The 16,950-nt window shown below is 46.1% G+C and carries 16 protein-coding genes; 15 read left to right on the top strand and 1 reads right to left on the bottom strand.

All coding sequences use genetic code 11. The features are described from left to right. The first annotated feature begins 565 nt into the window (after positions 1-565). The 4 genes from CSV68_RS12795 to CSV68_RS12780 all read left to right on the top strand — a co-directional run bounded on the left by CSV68_RS12795 (position 566) and on the right by CSV68_RS12780 (position 6,070). Entirely contained in the window at positions 566-2,119 is a 1,554-nt protein-coding gene (locus CSV68_RS12795; RefSeq protein ID WP_099662335.1) for a fatty acid--CoA ligase family protein, read from the top strand. A gap of 124 nt (positions 2,120-2,243) precedes the next feature. Further along, positions 2,244-4,214 (top strand): S9 family peptidase, encoded by a 1,971-nt coding sequence (locus CSV68_RS12790; RefSeq protein ID WP_099662334.1) that lies wholly within the window; start codon positions 2,244-2,246, stop codon positions 4,212-4,214. Positions 4,215-4,317: 103 nt separating this feature from the next. Next, on the top strand, positions 4,318-5,763 hold the full coding sequence (gene aspA, locus CSV68_RS12785; protein WP_099634853.1) for an aspartate ammonia-lyase: 1,446 nt from the start codon (positions 4,318-4,320) through the stop codon (positions 5,761-5,763). Between the two features lie 16 nt (positions 5,764-5,779). After that, positions 5,780-6,070 (top strand): late competence development ComFB family protein, encoded by a 291-nt coding sequence (locus tag CSV68_RS12780; protein WP_099662333.1) that lies wholly within the window; start codon positions 5,780-5,782, stop codon positions 6,068-6,070. Between the two features lie 1,085 nt (positions 6,071-7,155). Here the strand turns inward: CSV68_RS12780 and CSV68_RS12775 are convergent. Further along, entirely contained in the window at positions 7,156-7,932 is a 777-nt protein-coding gene (locus CSV68_RS12775) for an enoyl-CoA hydratase-related protein (protein ID WP_099662332.1), read from the bottom strand. A gap of 824 nt (positions 7,933-8,756) precedes the next feature. Here CSV68_RS12775 and CSV68_RS12770 point away from each other — a divergent pair. From CSV68_RS12770 to csrA, 11 genes are all read left to right on the top strand, one after another. Then, the gene (locus CSV68_RS12770) at positions 8,757-9,605 is read left to right on the top strand and encodes a DegV family protein (RefSeq protein WP_099634856.1); all 849 of its coding nucleotides are present in this window, start codon (positions 8,757-8,759) and stop codon (positions 9,603-9,605) included. A gap of 14 nt (positions 9,606-9,619) precedes the next feature. Then, on the top strand, positions 9,620-10,990 hold the full coding sequence (locus tag CSV68_RS12765) for an ATP-dependent helicase ComFA (RefSeq protein WP_233192922.1): 1,371 nt from the start codon (positions 9,620-9,622) through the stop codon (positions 10,988-10,990). Further along, positions 10,987-11,601, top strand: a complete 615-nt coding sequence (locus CSV68_RS12760; RefSeq protein WP_099662331.1) for a ComF family protein — start codon at positions 10,987-10,989, stop codon at positions 11,599-11,601. Before CSV68_RS12765 ends, CSV68_RS12760 begins: the two co-directional genes overlap by 4 nt. 5 nt (positions 11,602-11,606) lie before the next feature. Continuing rightward, positions 11,607-12,020: a TIGR03826 family flagellar region protein gene (locus CSV68_RS12755; RefSeq protein ID WP_099662330.1), complete on the top strand. Its 414-nt coding sequence runs from the start codon at positions 11,607-11,609 to the stop codon at positions 12,018-12,020. Positions 12,021-12,150: 130 nt separating this feature from the next. Next, positions 12,151-12,426: a flagellar biosynthesis anti-sigma factor FlgM gene (gene flgM, locus CSV68_RS12750; protein ID WP_099662329.1), complete on the top strand. Its 276-nt coding sequence runs from the start codon at positions 12,151-12,153 to the stop codon at positions 12,424-12,426. Positions 12,427-12,434: 8 nt separating this feature from the next. Continuing rightward, complete coding sequence (locus CSV68_RS12745; RefSeq protein ID WP_099662328.1) at positions 12,435-12,941, top strand: flagellar protein FlgN; 507 nt, start codon at positions 12,435-12,437, stop codon at positions 12,939-12,941. Between the two features lie 12 nt (positions 12,942-12,953). Further along, positions 12,954-14,498 (top strand): flagellar hook-associated protein FlgK, encoded by a 1,545-nt coding sequence (gene flgK, locus CSV68_RS12740; RefSeq protein WP_099662327.1) that lies wholly within the window; start codon positions 12,954-12,956, stop codon positions 14,496-14,498. Positions 14,499-14,514: 16 nt separating this feature from the next. Further along, on the top strand, positions 14,515-15,405 hold the full coding sequence (gene flgL / locus CSV68_RS12735) for a flagellar hook-associated protein FlgL (protein ID WP_099662326.1): 891 nt from the start codon (positions 14,515-14,517) through the stop codon (positions 15,403-15,405). Between the two features lie 66 nt (positions 15,406-15,471). Next, on the top strand, positions 15,472-16,023 hold the full coding sequence (locus tag CSV68_RS12730) for a DUF6470 family protein (RefSeq protein WP_099662325.1): 552 nt from the start codon (positions 15,472-15,474) through the stop codon (positions 16,021-16,023). 42 nt (positions 16,024-16,065) lie between these two features. Next, positions 16,066-16,551 carry a flagellar assembly protein FliW gene (gene fliW / locus CSV68_RS12725; protein ID WP_099662324.1) on the top strand — a complete coding sequence of 162 codons (486 nt, stop codon included), beginning with the start codon at positions 16,066-16,068 and terminating at the stop codon, positions 16,549-16,551. A gap of 1 nt (position 16,552) precedes the next feature. Further along, the gene (csrA, locus tag CSV68_RS12720; protein WP_099662323.1) at positions 16,553-16,774 is read left to right on the top strand and encodes a carbon storage regulator CsrA; all 222 of its coding nucleotides are present in this window, start codon (positions 16,553-16,555) and stop codon (positions 16,772-16,774) included. Positions 16,775-16,950: the final 176 nt, after the last annotated feature.

Genomic DNA, 16,950 nt, shown 5'->3' with positions numbered 1-16,950 from the left:
CTACAAAAGTATGTACTTTCAGGTAGACGATTCTCTTTACTAGTCATATAAATTCTTTTTGGGTCAATAGAATAATGCGACAAGCCTTGTCATCATCACCTTTTCAAGAGGGAGTCGCCGTCAGCTTCCGCTTCAATCCTAGTTACAAAGTGGATGTAGCAAGATTAGACACTGTAGATAGAACGTGAATTATTGTTGTAGTTTCATTAGTTCAAGTTTAAAGCGGTTCAAATTATAAAATGATTACAAGCCATAGTTCAATGGATAACAGAAAGTGTTACCTACCTTGATTGTAAGGGATTGGAGCGTAGGAGGGGCGACTCTTGGAGGATCAGCCCGATCAGGTAAGACCACTAAAGGAGCGTAGCGACTAGGGGGCTTACCGCGGGCCCTCCAGAACGCGTCCCCTCCGAAGCGCAAATCCCCACCCCTTTACCCGGTCCAGCCAACCCTAATAAACTAAAATAACAAAATTTCCAGTAAACTCTTGCCAATTAATTGTTTTATCAGTATAATGAACGAAATACTGAATGGTTATTCATTCACATGTTAGGGAGATGAAAGCATGAATTTAGTTTCTAGTGTTCAACAGACAGCACAGACCAAGCCAAGTAAAATCGCCTACCACTTCATGGGGAAAAACACGACGTACGCAGAGTTCGACATGTCGGTATCCATGTTCGCCAACGCACTACAAAACCTAGGAGTAAACAAAGGAGACAAAGTCGCATTCTTACTCGGCAACACGCCGCATTATCTGATCTCACTCTATGCCACTATGCGGATCGGAGCGACGGCTGTGCCGATCAATCCGCTTTATACACCTGACGAAATTTCTTACATTCTTGAAAACAGTGACGCCAAAGCCGTTATTGCGATCGACCAGTTATTGCCACTTGTAGAAGTAGCAAGCCAGTCATTCCCGACGATAGAGAACTATGTCGTCTGTGAAATGAGTCCGGATGCAGCACAGAAATTAGCTGCGCTGAATGACGCGGTGAAGGCAAAAGTACATCCATTTAGCATGCTCATTAAGAAGTCTAAACCGATGACGGAAGCGGTTGAAGTTGACGAGAATGAAAGCGCTATCATACTTTATACATCGGGGACAACAGGACACCCCAAAGGTGCGATGTTAACTCATAAGAATATTTACTCGAATGCGCGTGACGTCGGGGACTATTTAGGCTTCTCCGAGAACGATAAAATCGTAGCGACATTGCCTTTATTCCACGTGTTCGCATTAACGGTTGTAGCAAATGCACCGCTCGTTAAAGGGGCTACTATTTTACTCGAGCCACGCTTTAGCCCGGGTGAGATATTTGACATGATTCGTGAGCAGAAGGCGACGGTATTTGCGGGCGTTCCTACTATGTATAACTTCCTTTATCAATATCCGGAAGGTAAAACAGAAGACTTTGAATCAATCAGACTCGCGATTTCAGGTGGATCATCATTACCTGTTTCTTTGCTTCATGACTTCGAAGAAAAATTCGATGTGCGTGTATCGGAAGGGTACGGTCTATCCGAAGCCTCACCGGTTACATGTTTCAATCCGTTAGACCGCGAGCGGGTTCCTGGATCAATTGGAACGAATATCATGAACGTGGAGAATAAAGTGGTCGACGAGATGGGTGAAGAAGTTCCTGACAATGAAGTTGGTGAATTAATTGTACGCGGACCGAACGTTATGAAAGGCTATTATAAAATGCCTGAAGAAACTGCGGCTGCACTTCGTGACGGATGGCTCTATACGGGCGACTTGGCGCGACGCGATGAAAACGGTTACTTTTATATCGTAGACCGCAAGAAAGATATGATTATCGTCGGTGGATTCAACGTTTATCCTCGAGAAGTAGAGGAAGTGCTGTTTAGTCATCGTGACATCGTGGAAGCGGCAGTCGTTGGTGTGCCAGACGCGAACTTCGGTGAAGAAGTACAAGCGTATGTTGTATTGAAGAAAGGTTCGGATGCTACGGAACAGTCGCTGCATGAATTCTGTGCGAAGCGTCTCGTGAAGTATAAAGTGCCGAAAACAATTGAGTTCCTAGATGAGTTACCGAAAAATACGACAGGTAAAATTTTAAGACGTTCATTGAAAGAGCAAATTAAGAGCTAATAAACATACAAACGAGTGATGGGGAAGCATATCCCGTCACTCGTTTTTTTTACGCATTTATTGCCAAAGTAAGCGCGGTCTTGTTATGGTTTAGAGAGAATAGTGAGAAAACAGGAGGGATTAGATGAATAAACGATGTGTAATGATTGAAGATTTGTTTGAAACGAAATCTGTAACGAACCCGGTATTGGCGCCTAACGACGAAGAAGCGGTGTTTACGGTGACGGAATTAAATAAAGAAGAGAATGCGTATCACTCGGCGATTCATCATATCGATTTGCAGACGGGTGACGTAACGCGATGGACATATGGTAAGCAACAAGTCAGTGAGACGAAATGGTCTCCAGACGGCAAGCAACTCGCGTTTATATCGAATCGTAGTGAAACGAATCAACTCTATCTAATGCAGAAAGCGGGCGGGGAAGCACATGCGCTGACGGACTGTAAAGAAGGAATTGATTCATTCGAATGGTCACCGTGCGGTAAGAAAATCTGGTTTACAGGCAAGCTGAAAACAGGCGAAACATTTTCTACTACAGTACAGAAGCAAGGAGGATTTCCGCAACCGATTCGTGTGACGAAAATGAAATACAAAGAAGATTTCATTGGAGTTTTACCGCAAGACGAATACACCCAAATCGGCTATGTCGATGTCGCGACGTGCAATGTCTGTAACTTCACAAAGGAACCATTTGATCATTCACTTGAAGCAGTTTCGCATGACGGCAAGCAATTGGTCATCGGTGTCAATCGCAACGAGCAGACGGATCATGACTTCAGCGTTCCGCTCGTGCTGTTGGATATTGAAACTAGAAAAGAGACAGTCATTCTCGATGAACAAGGCTTTTTCGGCAATGTAGCTTTCTCTAAAGACGACCGCTATATTGCGTATACAGGGTATGATATGACGTTCCAAAACGTTACACAGGCAGATGTTTTCGTCTATGACCAAACGAACGGTCAGACGATGAATGTAACAGCGGGAATTGACGCGCCAATCGGAGACGAAAGTATTTCCGATCACTTGCAGCAAACGATTGCGCCAGGCGTAGTGTGGACGGAAGATGAGCAACTGTATTTCCAACTATCGAGTATGGGGGAAGTGCGTTTATATGCGGCTACACTCGACGGCGCGATCTATCCTGCGACGGGTGAAGAAGAACATGTTTACGGCTATGATGTTGCGAGCAACGCTGAATTCGCGTTGCTCACCGTTAGCACGATGACGAATCCAGGAGAACTGTATCGTCAATCGATTGCGACAGGTGAACGGACAAAGCTGACTTCATTCAATGAAGGCTGGTTGAAGAAAGTGAAGGTAGTGGAACCGGAAACGATTCAGTATACGAATGGCAATGAAAATATCCAAGGGTGGTTAATGAAGCCTGCGAACTTCACAGCAGGTCAAACGTATCCGCTCATTGTCGAAATTCACGGTGGACCGCATGCGATGTACGGCTATACGTATTTCCATGAGATGCAAGTGTTAGCGGCGCAAGGTTACGGAGTACTCTATCTCAATCCACGTGGTAGCCATGGTTACAGTCAGGCGTTTGTTGACGCAGTGCGCGGTGACTATGGTGGCGGTGGATATGAAGACATTATGGCAGGACTGGATGAAGTGTTGAAAACGGAAAGTTGGATTGATGAAACGCGCCTTGGCGTGACAGGTGGTAGCTACGGTGGTTTCATGACGAACTGGATTGTCGGGCATTCGAATCGATTCAAAGCAGCCGTTACGCAACGCTCCATCAGCAACTGGGTCAGCTTCTTCGGCGTATCCAATATTGGCTACTACTTCACCGATTGGCATTTAAAAGCGGGAATGACAGATGTCGACACGCTATGGAAGCAGTCGCCGTTAAAGTATGCAGAGAATATTGATACACCGTTATTGATTCTTCATGCAGAACGAGATTTCGTTTGCCCAATCGAGCAAGCGGAACAACTCTTCATTACATTAAAGGATTTAGGTAAAGAGACAGAATTTGTGCGCTTCCCCGAATCCGATCATAATATGTCAAGAACAGGGAAACCGAATCTGCGAATTGCGAGATTAGAAGAGATTACCGGGTGGTTTAAACGTTATCTATAAGGTAAGATGAGATTGTATGCCCAAACGGCTATACATGAAAAATATAGTGTGTATAATGAGATACGAATTAAACTTATAAAAACTACTTGAGAAGAGGTTCTGCATGATGGAAGAACAATTACTGTACAGAATAGAGTCGGATTTTATCGGAGAGAAGAAGGTGCCGCTAGACGCGTATTACGGTATCCAGACATTACGCGCGGCAGAAAACTTTCCCATTACAGGCTACCGCGTCAACCGCGACTTAATTCGTGCGATTGCAATCGTCAAAAAATCTGCAGCACAAGCTAACCGCGACATTGGTCAATTGGACGCTAATCTTGCAGAAGCAATCATTAAGGCATCTGAAGAAGTAATCAATGGCGCATTGCGCGATCAGTTCCTCGTGGATCCAATCCAAGGTGGAGCCGGAACGTCCGTAAATATGAACGCAAACGAAGTCATCGCCAACCGTGCACTTGAAATTCTCGGTCACAAAAAAGGCGAATACGACATCATTAGCCCGAATTCGCACGTCAACATGGCGCAGTCGACAAATGACGCGTTCCCGACTGCAATTCATATCGCAACACTCATGAAAGTGGACAAACTACTTGGAGTTATGGAGTCCCTTCATAAAACCTACTTGAAAAAATCAATCGAGTTCCAATCGGTCTTGAAAATGGGCCGTACCCACTTGCAAGACGCGGTTCCAATTCGTCTTGGACAAGAATTCGAAGCATACGCGATGGTACTACGCCGCGACATCGAACGCGTTCGTGTATCCCGTGTGTATTTATATGAAATCAATATGGGCGCTACAGCTGTCGGAACGGGCTTGAACGCGGACCCACTGTATATCAAAAAAGTAGCGAGCTACCTATCAGAAAACAGTGGCTTCGAACTAAAGTCTTCCACACACCTAGTAGACGCAACACAAAACACAGACTCGTACGTTCAAGTATCGGCAGCACTTCGCGGCACGATGTTGAACCAGTCGAAAATCTGTAATGACCTGCGCCTCATGGCATCCGGTCCACGTACAGGTCTATCTGAAATTGCATTACCAGCAAGACAGCCAGGATCGTCTATCATGCCAGGAAAAGTGAACCCGGTTATGGCGGAAGTCATGAACCAAGTGTCGTTCCAAGTAGTCGGTAACGATATGACGATCGCATTGGCGTCAGAAGCGGGACAGTTCGAATTAAACGTGATGGAGCCAGTACTCGTATTCAACTTGCTGCAGTCATTGAAAATCATGACGAACGTCTTCGGCGCATTCCGCGATTATTGTTTAGACGGCATCACGGCAAACGTCGAGCACTTGAATGAGTATGTGGAGAAGAGTATCGGGATCATCACAGCAATCAATCCGCATGTCGGGTACGAAGTGGCGTCAGAGATTGCGAAAGAAGCGTTGTTAACGAACAAGTCGATCCGTGAGATTTGTATCGAGCGAAATATTTTGTCGAAAGAAGAGTTGGATACCATTCTGCATCCATTCGAGATGACGAAGCCTGGTATTTCGGGTAAAGAGTTGTTGAAGAAGAAGATTATACTTTCTAAGTGAGAAGGAGTATCTGACTATGAAAGTGCATAATATTATGGAGGTCGTGGTACGTGACGTGATTTCCAAATATAAGAATGAGTTGCATTTGCCGTGTACCTGCGAGCGTTGCCTTAACGATGTACTGGCGATGACGTTGAATCATGTTACGCCTCAATATGTCGTCGATGAAGCAAACAGTGCGTATATCCGTGCTGTCCATGAAGCGGATCGTCAAGGGGCGACTGCCGTTTTGACGAAAGTTGCGTGGGCTGCGGGAGTTGTTGGGCAAAACCCGCGATGCGACAATATGAAAAATCCTTCCGAGTGATTCGGAAGGATTTTTTCTTTGAAATATTAACGTTATTGGATGGATTTATTGCTGGTAGATGGGGTATTGGTTGGTCAGCGCTGTGCTGTGCTGCGTTGCGCTGCGCTCATAGTTGGCTGAGATCCGCTCTATTCAGCTCGTTTGCCGCTCTATGTAGCGTGTTATGCGCTCATACTTTACTGTGAGCGCTCTATTCAACCGTTTAACTGCTCAATGATGGCGTTTATCCGCTCTATCGACCATGCTGTGAAGCTTTGGACGAATCAATTGCTTATAGAAGGGACAGTGGCCGGTCCGCGCTCATAGTTGGTCTAGATCCGCTCTATTTAGCTCGGCTGCCGCTCTATGTAGCGTGTTATCCGCTCATACTTTACCGTGAGTGCTCTATCGACCCATTTAACCGCTCAATGCAGACGTTTATCCGCTCTATCGACCATATTTGTGAAGCTTAGGACGAATCAATTGCTTATAGAAGGGACAGTGGCCGGGCCGCGCTCATAGTTGGTCTAGATCCGCTCTACCTAGCTCGGCTGCCGCTCTATCAAATGTGTTATCCGCTCATACTTTACCGTGAGTGCTCTATCCCCCCCATTTAACCGCTCAATGCAGACGTTTATCCGCTCTATCGACCATGCTGTGAAGCTTAGGACGAATCAATTGCTTATAGAAGGGACAGTGGCCGGGCCGCGCTCATAGTTGGTCTAGATCCGCTCTATCTAGCTCGGCTGCCGCTCTATCAAATGTGTTATCCGCTCATACTTTACCGTGAGTGCTCTATCCCCCCATTTAACCGCTCAATGCAGACGTATATCCGCTCTATCGACCATGCTGTGAAGCTTAGGACGAATCAATTGCTTATAGAAGGGACAGTGGCCGGGGCCGCGCTCATAGTTGGTCTAGATCCGCTCTACCTAGATCGGCTGCCGCTCTATCAAATGTGTTATCCGCTCATACTTTACCGTGAGTGCTCTATCCCCCCATTTAACCGCTTAATAAAGACGTCCAACCGCTCTAACAAGCCGATTGAACGCATAATTCACCTCACTGTGAACCTCAATCCATCACGTTTCATCCCTCAAAAACACTCATTTCCCCTTAAATACAGGTTTCCGCTTCTCCGAAAAAGCAATCAACGCCTCCACTCGATCTTCCGTTGGCAAGGTCATCTCATATGCCTTACGCTCGATCGCAAGCCCCGTCTGCAAGTCCGCCATCATCCCTTGCTTAATCGCAAACTTCGCCTGTTGAATCGCAATCGGTCCGTTAGCGAGTAATGAATCCACAAACGCATTCACGACTTCGTTCAATGTATTCACAGGCGCTTTCTGCGTCACCATGCCGATCTGTAACGCTTCTTCAGCGGACACGCGTCGAGCTGTCAAAATCAATTCCATCGCTTTGGATTCACCAATTAAACGAGGCAACCGCTGCGTCCCGCCAGCCCCTGGAATAATCGCAAGCCCCGTTTCGGTCAGTCCCATCAACGCACTGTCCGCGGCAATCCGGAAATCACAAGATAGCGCAAGCTCCATACCGCCACCAAACGCGAAGCCATTAATGACGGCAATCGTCGGCTGAGGCAACTGGTCGATCATCGTAAAGACGTCGCCAATTTTATTCAAATTCCGTCGCACCATTGATTCAGTCAACGTCTTTCGCTCTTTCAAATCAGCCCCCACACTAAACGCTCTGTCGCCGCTACCTGTAAATACTACTGCCCGCACGTCGGGATCGATTCGAATTCCTTCAACGACTTGCCCAAGCTCGAGCAACAGTTGAAAGTTAAACGCATTCATCGACTCCGGCCGGTTTAACGTCACATACGCTACCGCGTCCCGCTGTTCATAGATAATTTCCTGCATAATCAAACGCCTCCTTGAAGTGTTCAGTCTAGTTACAAGATAGCATGAAAGAGTTACTTCGTCAGTTTTAGAGAGTGGAAGGGGAAGGGCATCGTTACGCTGCGTTCCAGGCGGACGCGTTCGGGAGGGCCCGCGGTAAGCCAACTGTTCACCGCGTTCTCTTAGTTGTCTTACCTGTCGGGCTGGTCCTCCCTGAGTCGCCGCCTTCCACACCTCTTCACTAATGTGAATTCTTTAATTGAAGAGTAGCTTCACGTGGGATAGTGGAAGGGGATGGGGGTGGAAGATGGTACGCTTTCTGGAGGGACCGCGGTGAACCAACCAGGTCGCTGCGCTCCCTTTGGTTGTTTCACCTGATCGGTCTGATCCTCCCAGAGTCGACCATCTTCCACCCCCATCCCTTACCTATTGCTGTTTCTTTAGTTTTTGTTGGGTTTCATTGTTGCAGTAGTGAGTAGGAACATTGCCGTTCATACTTAATCTCTTGATATATGCACTTGAACTAGAATTCAATACCAATTTCAATGAACGACAGTAGGTGCCACCCAACTAAAAGTAGGATTGGAGCGGAGGGCGGCGACTCCCGATGGATCAGCGAGAGCTTGAGACCCTGGACAGATACCTTAATTTCTGTAAAGTACACAGAAATACGGCAAAGCGAACCCTTTGCTGTTCGCTTGACTCAAGCCGAGCCCATGGGAAAGCGTCCGCCCAGAGCGCAAATCCCCACACGTACAGCATTTCAGCCTAACCACTTCAATTCCCACTTCACAGATGCCAACTCCACCGATTTCAGGTAGAATAAGTAACAGGAGTTGATCATATTGAAAACAGCGATTGTGACAGACACGACGGCGTATTTGCCGGATGACATAAAAGCAGAACTCGGGATCCATACCATCCCGTTACTCGTAACTATAGACGGCAAAGAATTCAAAGAAGACGCCGACATCACAACCGAAGCATTCTACGACATGGTACGCGGCAAAGGCCCGCTACCGAAAACATCACAGCCCGCAATCGGCGACTTTGAAGCGCTATTTAGCGAACTCGCGAAAGACTACGACGCGGTCATTACGATCCACCTATCGAGTGGCATCAGCGGAACGTATATGGGCGCAATTCAAGCTGCCGAGCTCGTGCCGGACCTAGAAGTGTTACCGTTTGATTCAGAAATTTCAGCCTACCCCCAAGGCTTTTACGCGATTCGTGCAGCGCAGCTCGCGAATGAAGGCGTACACCCACGTGCAATCATTGAAGAATTGAAAGAAATGCAGAAAGACGTCAGAGCCTATTTCATGGTGGACGACTTATCGCATCTGCAACGTGGCGGCCGTTTATCCGGAGCACAGGCGCTAGTTGGCGGACTGCTACAAGTGAAGCCTGTCCTGCATTTCGAAGACAAAATTATCGTACCGTTTGAAAAAATTCGGACAGCGAGAAAAGCGATGAAGCGTATTTCGGATTTATTGTCGGAAGACGCCAAGAATCAATTACTCGACGCGGCAGTGATCCATGCGAATCGCTATGACGACGCAGTAGAATGGAAGAAACAGTTAGAAGAAAAACATCCGAACGTCGATTTCACGATCAGCCACTTTGGCCCGGTCATCGGCACGCATCTTGGTGAAGGGGCGATGGGACTCGGTTGGGTGAAACGACGCGGAACCTGAACAGGGGGAACTGCATGTCCGAACGACACCAACTCAAGCAATTCTTGGCAGGGCGCATTTGGTTGCGTCATCTTATGCCATTCCCGGAAGAAACCGTTGATGAAGCAATCCGTCAAGGTGAGATTCATATAGAACAAGGCGTCACGTCAAAAAAGACGTGGCACGGCACACACTATACTTGTCAGCGTTGTCATAATGAAAACCCAACACACTTCACTGTATTTACGTGTGCACAATGCGAAGCACCGTGCGCTTATTGTAGAAACTGTCTCAACATGGGGCGGGTGTCGTGTTGTTCAGAATTACTTACGTGGACAGGCACGCTACCCGCATTCCCGACTGAGCACCGAATGAACTGGCAAGGGAATTTAACTCCTTCTCAGCAGAAAGCGACGCGTGAGTTGCTCGACAGTACGAAACAAGGCGTATCTCATTTACTTTATGCGGTGTGCGGATCGGGCAAGACGGAAATGCTGTTTCAGCCGATTCATTATGTATTGAATGAAGGCAAGCGGGTCTGTCTCGCGGCGCCTCGAGTCGACGTCATTTTGGAGCTATTGCCGCGGTTAACGACTGCCTTTCCAGATACTACAGTAGAAGCGTTATATGGTGGGGCAGAAGTAGAACATTTCGACGCGCAGCTAATCCTTGCGACGACCCATCAGCTCTATCGCTTTCACGAGGCGTTTGACGTGATTTTCGTTGACGAAGCCGATGCGTTTCCGTATACAGCGGATGAAACGTTACAGCGAGCCGTTAGGAAAGCCGCAAAACCTAACGCACCGATTCATTTCGTCACGGCCACGCCTTCTAGTCAGTTGCTTGCGATGAATAAAAAGCAAGGCAACCTATCCGTTCTCGCGAGACGTTATCACGGACAGCCACTACCTGTACCGCGAAGCGTTGCGCTATGGAATTATGAGAAACAGCTGAAAAAGAAACGAATTCCAGCGAAATTACTGCGCTGGACAACGGAACGTCTCGACAAACAGCAACCGTTTCTCATTTTCTTTCATCAGATTGAACTGATGGAACTGGCTGAACCGTTATTTCAGAAGCTCGACGAACGAATTTGTGCCGTCCATGCAGAACATGAGGATCGCAAACAACGCGTGCAGTTACTAAGGCAGAAAGAAATTCCTGGCTTGTTAACGACGACGATTCTGGAGCGAGGGATTACAATACCGAATGTGCAAGTGGCGGTAGTCGGAGCGGAGCAAACGATTTTCAATAAAGGCGCGCTGATTCAAATCGGCGGACGAGTAGGGCGCTCTGTACCGAACACGTCAGGTGACTTTGTACTGTTTCATCAAGGCATCACACACGCGATGGACGAAGCGAAACGGGAAATTCGTAAGCTGAATCGTACCGAGGTGCCGCAATGACGTGCTTGCTATGCGATAAATCCTTAGACGACCAGCCCACTTGGCAACACTTCCTCGGCATTCAAGAAGACACTTCCGCCTGTCCCACTTGTCTCGTAAAGTTTGAACGCATTGACCAGGTCATAGAAGACGATCGACTCGATTCTGTTCATTCACTCTATGCATACAATGAAGCAGCGAGAGAGTACTTGCATCAGTTCAAGTTCATGCAAGACGTCGCGCTCGCGCAAATCTTCTCGCCTTCATTACGTAGTGTACTGAACGACTCGAAAAAGATTGTCGTACCGATTCCAATGCATCCGATCAATAAAAGGAAACGAACCTTTTCGCAAGTGGATGCGTTGCTAGAAGCTGCGAAGATTCCGTATCAGTCATTACTTGAAAAAACGACGGAATCGGTGATGGGTGAAAAATCTCGTAGCGAACGTCTTGCGATGACTGAACTATTTCGCGTAACAGCCGATATAGATAGTAATGAAGCAATCTATGTGCTTGTTGACGATATTTATACGACTGGCACGACATTGCGTCACGCAGCTGAAGCGTTGAAACAGCGCGGCGTACATCGAGTGGAAGCCGTGACGTTGTTCAGACCTATGAGAGAGAAGTGAGAGTAATGGCGGAAGTAAGAAATTGTCCGACATGTGGCGGTATGTTTAATTACACGGGCCTTCGGGATGTATGTGGAACGTGTGCGCAAGCGGAAGAGCAAATGTATGAGACGGTGTATCGATTTTTACGTAAACGAGAGAACCGTGCGGCGAATATCGATCGGATTGTTGAAGTAACAGGTGTCACACAGGAATTACTGCATCGCTGGGTACGTAAAGGAAGACTGCAACCGGCATTGTTCCCGAATCTTGGTTATCCGTGTGATAAATGTGGCGCATTAACATCGACAGGGAAGATCTGTGCCAAATGTACGGATGAGATTCAATCCGATTTGCGGACATTTGATGCGGCGCAAGAGCTCCGTGAAGCGATCAAAGCTCAAGAGCGAGGCACATATTACGCACAAAAAGACCGTTGAGGGTACAATACGAAGCGAGCAGTTCGTACTGCTCGCTTTTTCGTACAAAAGCCTCTAAAAACTTCTTGAAATCTGCCGAAGTAAAGAGTAGGACCCAAATCTACCATAAGAATTGAAAGGAGCGAGACGTATGAAAATAGATGGATTTAAACCACAAGCCGTCAACTCGTACCGCAACCAGCAAATGAAAGTGGATCAGGCGAAGCAAGCCGCACAAGTGAAAACAGATAAGCTCGAGATTTCTTCGGAAGCAAAAAAGTTATCTGCGGCTTCACCGATTGAATCGGCTAGACAACAACGTGTGCAGGAACTAAAAGCGCAAGTGCAGTCTGGAGACTATCAAGTAGATGCGAGCAAACTCGCTTCCAGCATGCTGTCGTATTTCAATAAGCCAGAAGGAAAGTAGGGTTACACATGTCCATTGAACCAATTTTGACAACGCTCAATCACCTAGAAAAACTGCATACGAGCTTGCTCCGTCTGTCCAACGACAAGACCGCACTGCTAAAAAGCGATGACGTCGACGGGATTGACCAGCTGTTGAAGGAGGAGCAAGCGCACCTTGCAGCTATTATGCAAATGGACCAAAAGCGCGTACAGGAAGTGAAGCAGTATATAGCCGCACAAGGACGTGCAGTACCTGCTGAACCAACGATGACGCATTTAATTGAACTAGCAAGCATTCCGGACAAAGAACAGTTAGCAGAGGCGAAGGACCGTCTCCTGCATGCGATTCATGAGTTGAAACAGCAGAATGAACTCAATCAGCAACTGACCTATCAATCTCTTCAATTTGTGAATCTATCGCTGGACATGGTCCGTCCGCGTCCGGAAACCGTCAACTATTCGAAAAACGAAGTACAAGGGCAGTCACAAAGCGGAGCGAAAACGAAGCTCTCGTCATTCGACTCCCAAGCTTAAGGAGGACACAACATGCGCTCGACATTCATGGGACTAGAAACTAGCAAACGCGGATTGTACACACAGCAATCCGCTCTTTATACGACAGGGCATAACGTAGGCAACGCAAATACACCCGGCTACTCACGTCAGCGCGTGAACATGCAGGCGACTTCTGGATTTCCTGGGGTAGGAATGAACGCGGGAACAATGCCAGGATTTCTTGGGACAGGCGTAGAAGCAGGAAGTATTCAGCGGATTCGTGATTCGTTTGTCGATCATCAGTTTCGTAGTGAATCGACGAAGCTTGGGTACTGGGAATCGCGTACGAATGCCGTAGCGCAAATGGAAGACGCAATTGGCGAACCTTCCGAGTATGGTTTACAGAAATCGATGAGCGACTTTTGGCAGTCATTGCAGACGCTTGCAGCGAATCCGGAAAACGGTGGCGCACGTGCGGTTGTTGTAGAGCGTGGGGTGGCGGTAGCTGACTCGTTTAACTATATTCATAAGTCAGTTTCCGAAATTAAAGGGAATCTAGGCGATGAAATTGACTTTAGCACGAATGATATTAACTCGCTGCTGAGTCAAATTGGAGAATTAAACAAACAAATCGCTACGGTAGAACCGAATGGCTATTTACCGAATGATCTCTATGACGCGCGGGACGGTTTACTAGATAAGTTGTCTAGCTATGTACCGATTGAAACGAGCTATGAGAAAACTGGCGGACGTGCTCTTGCGATTTCAGAAGGTACGGTAACCGTTAAAATCAAAACGAATGTTCCGGGACAAACGATAACTGTAGTACAAAAAGACCAAGTTGCAGAACTCACAGTGGACGGCAACGATCCAGACCAACCATTTCCAGATCCTATGACAGGCTTCACGTTTACAGGCGGACCGATTGAGAATCCTGCTGACGGTATGCTGTCTGTTACCGATATGGTCAAAAATGGAGAATTGAAATCACTTGTGGATTCATACGGGTATCAAGATGGTAATCAAGTAAAAGGACTGTATCCTGAAATGCTTGCTAAGTTAGACAAAATGGCGAATGAGTTTGCGAAAGCGTTTAATGCGGTTCATGAAGATGGTACAGACTCAACAGGTGTAAAAGGGCAGCCTTTCTTTGTTTTACCTACTGGTGCAACCGGATTTAGCGCAAGTAATATTGTAGTAAATAATGAAATTAGAAAAGATCCGAATAAACTGGCTGCCTCCGATTCAAAAACAGGTGCGGAAGTCGGTAACGGTCAAAACGCAAAAAAACTTGGCGATGTATTTTTTGCGAAGTTACCTGGATTGGAAGGTTCAAGCGTTCAAAGTTATTATGCTCAAGCAATCGGACAATTAGGTGTCGAAGGACAACAAGCAATAAAAATGACCGAAAGCTCAGGCGTATTGCTGTTAGCTGTTTCCAACAGACGTGACTCAATTAGTACGGTGTCACTAGACGAAGAAATGACCGACATGATCCGTTTCCAACAAGCATACAACGCATCTGCCCGTATGATCACCGTGATGGATGAAGCGCTCGATAAAATCATCAACGGCATGGGTACAGTCGGCAGATAATTAAGGAGGAATCTTCATGCGTGTAACACAATCTATGCTCTCTCAAAACATGCTGCGCAACTTATCTAGCAGCTATAATAATATGGGGAAATTACAAGAACAACTGAATACAGGCAAAAAAGTCACTCGTCCATCTGATGATCCTGTCGTCGTGATGAAAGGCATGGGGTACGGAATGCAAGTCGACAAGGTGGAGCAATTTCAAAAGAACATGGGCGAGGTGAATAACTGGCTGGATAGTTCGGATGATGCGTTGGATGGAGTAGGACAAGTTTTACATCGTTTGAAAGAGCTGGCAACTAATGCTTCCAATACTGGCACGATGACAGAGACGGATAGAAAAGCAATTGAAACAGAAATTGGTCAGCTCCGTGAGCACTTACAAGATATGGCCAATACTAAAGTCGGCGACAAGCATATATTCAGCGGTAGTATGACGGATCAACCACTGTTTAATAAGGATAAGGGTACGTTTGAAGATGGAGATTCATTTTCTAAAAACGTAGAAATAGAAGTGTTTGACGGCATAAGCTTACGAGTCAGTACCGATGTAAGTAAAATGTTTAAAGATATTGATACTATGCTGGATAAAGTAAAAGACCTCACAGCTACTGGCTCTACGTCTACAGGAGAAAGTTTTGGTAAACTAATTGGAGATATTGACGGTCATATGGATGTCGTTCTTTCAAAACGTGCAGACGTCGGCGCTCGTTCCAATCGTGCAGAACTAATGCACAACCGCTTGGAAATGCAAGAAGGCGCAGCCAAAAAACAACGCTCTCAAAACGAAGACGTCGATTATGAAAAAACGATTACGGACTTGATTACATCAGAATCGATCCATCGTGCAACATTGTCAGTTGGCGCTAGAATTATGCAGCCTTCTTTAATGGATTTCCTACGCTAAAAGATGTGGCGGACACTAAGCAAGTGTCCGCTATTTTTATATAAGAAAGTAAGGGAAGTGATAGAAGTGAACATTCCACAGCTTCAAATCCAAACCACACCGGCAAAGATTGATCTGCAAGTGACGAAACCAGTTCAAGAAATTCAGCAACCAAAAGCTAGCCTAAGTATTGAACAACCCGCGGCTATTCTCGAAATGACGACAACCCGACCGCAACTATCACTCGACACAACAGAGAATCGGGCAGACATCGATTTGAAGAGTGTGTTTCGTCGGACGGCTGAAAATGCTCAATACGGCATGCAAAAAGTACAAGAAGGTGCAGCTCGTCGCGCGCAAGAAGGTCAGCAACTTATGAAGATTGAAAATGGTTCAACGATAGCAGATATTGTGAAGCAAAATACAGAGAAACCGATGGCTGAACTTCAAGTGAAATTCATAGGCGACCGTACCAAAATCAAAATGAGCTTTTCTGAAGGGTCACTGGATATTAACGTCACACCGAAGAAACCGAAAATCGATGCACAAATAAATAAACCAATCCATAATTACACACCTGGGAAAGTATCTGTAGAAATGCAACAGTATGGATCGATACAAATTGATTGGAAGATTTAATGAATAGTAAACTGGCAATACGTTAAAAAGGAGAGAAATCTAGTGACACAACAACTAAAAGAAATCGCAACCAAATTCCACGGTAAAATTGAGGTAGATCTATCTAAAGCATGGCACTTCCCGAAAGGACTTCCCGGATTCGAAGAGGAAGAAGAATTCGTCATTTTGCCAATCGGTGATAATCAGGAATTCCAAGTCATGCAGTCGACGAAAGAAGCAGGCGTGGCATTCGTCGTAGCGAATCCATACAAGTTCGTAGAAGGCTATGACATCAAAGTAGATGATCCAACAGTCGATTTACTAGAAGTGAAAAGTCCAGAAGAACTAATGGTACTCGGCATTGTCTTCATTAAAGAACCGTTTGAAGAATCTACAATTAACTTACAAGCGCCCTTACTATTCCAAACAAACAACAGAAAAGCCAAACAAATGGTATTGAATGATAAGCGCTATCTTATCAAGCATCCGATCGACGAAAAGAAATTGGATGAAATGAAAGAAAAAACAACTAGCGGAAAGAGTGAATAATATGTTAGTACTCTCACGCAAAGCGGGCGATACGATTAAAATCGCAGACAATATAGAAGTAAAGATTTTGGAAGTAAAGGGTGACACGGTACGGGTGGGGATTGAAGCGCCTAAATCCGTAGAAATTGTACGAGGTGAACTTATTCAGTCTATTAAAGAAACCAATACTGAATCACTGACGCTAGATCTTAACTGGTATAAAAATTTGAAAGATAACAAGTAAATATAATTTAGATCATCAAGAAAGCAAGTGAACGCCATCTTTTCTTCACATATCAAATTAGTTGAAAAGATTTTCTGTAAACTACTAAACACTCTAGTCACGCATCCGATATTAGTAGTGTAAGCGGCAGAGAGCGTCCGGCCGGCACTCAAAACCGTAACACAAATAAGGGACAC

Source organism: Sporosarcina sp. P29, assembly GCF_002743265.1.
Classification (GTDB): Bacteria; Bacillota; Bacilli; order Bacillales_A; family Planococcaceae; genus Sporosarcina.
The sequence above is the reverse complement of the archived record's forward strand: the minus strand, read 5'-3'. Positions and strand labels throughout refer to the sequence as shown.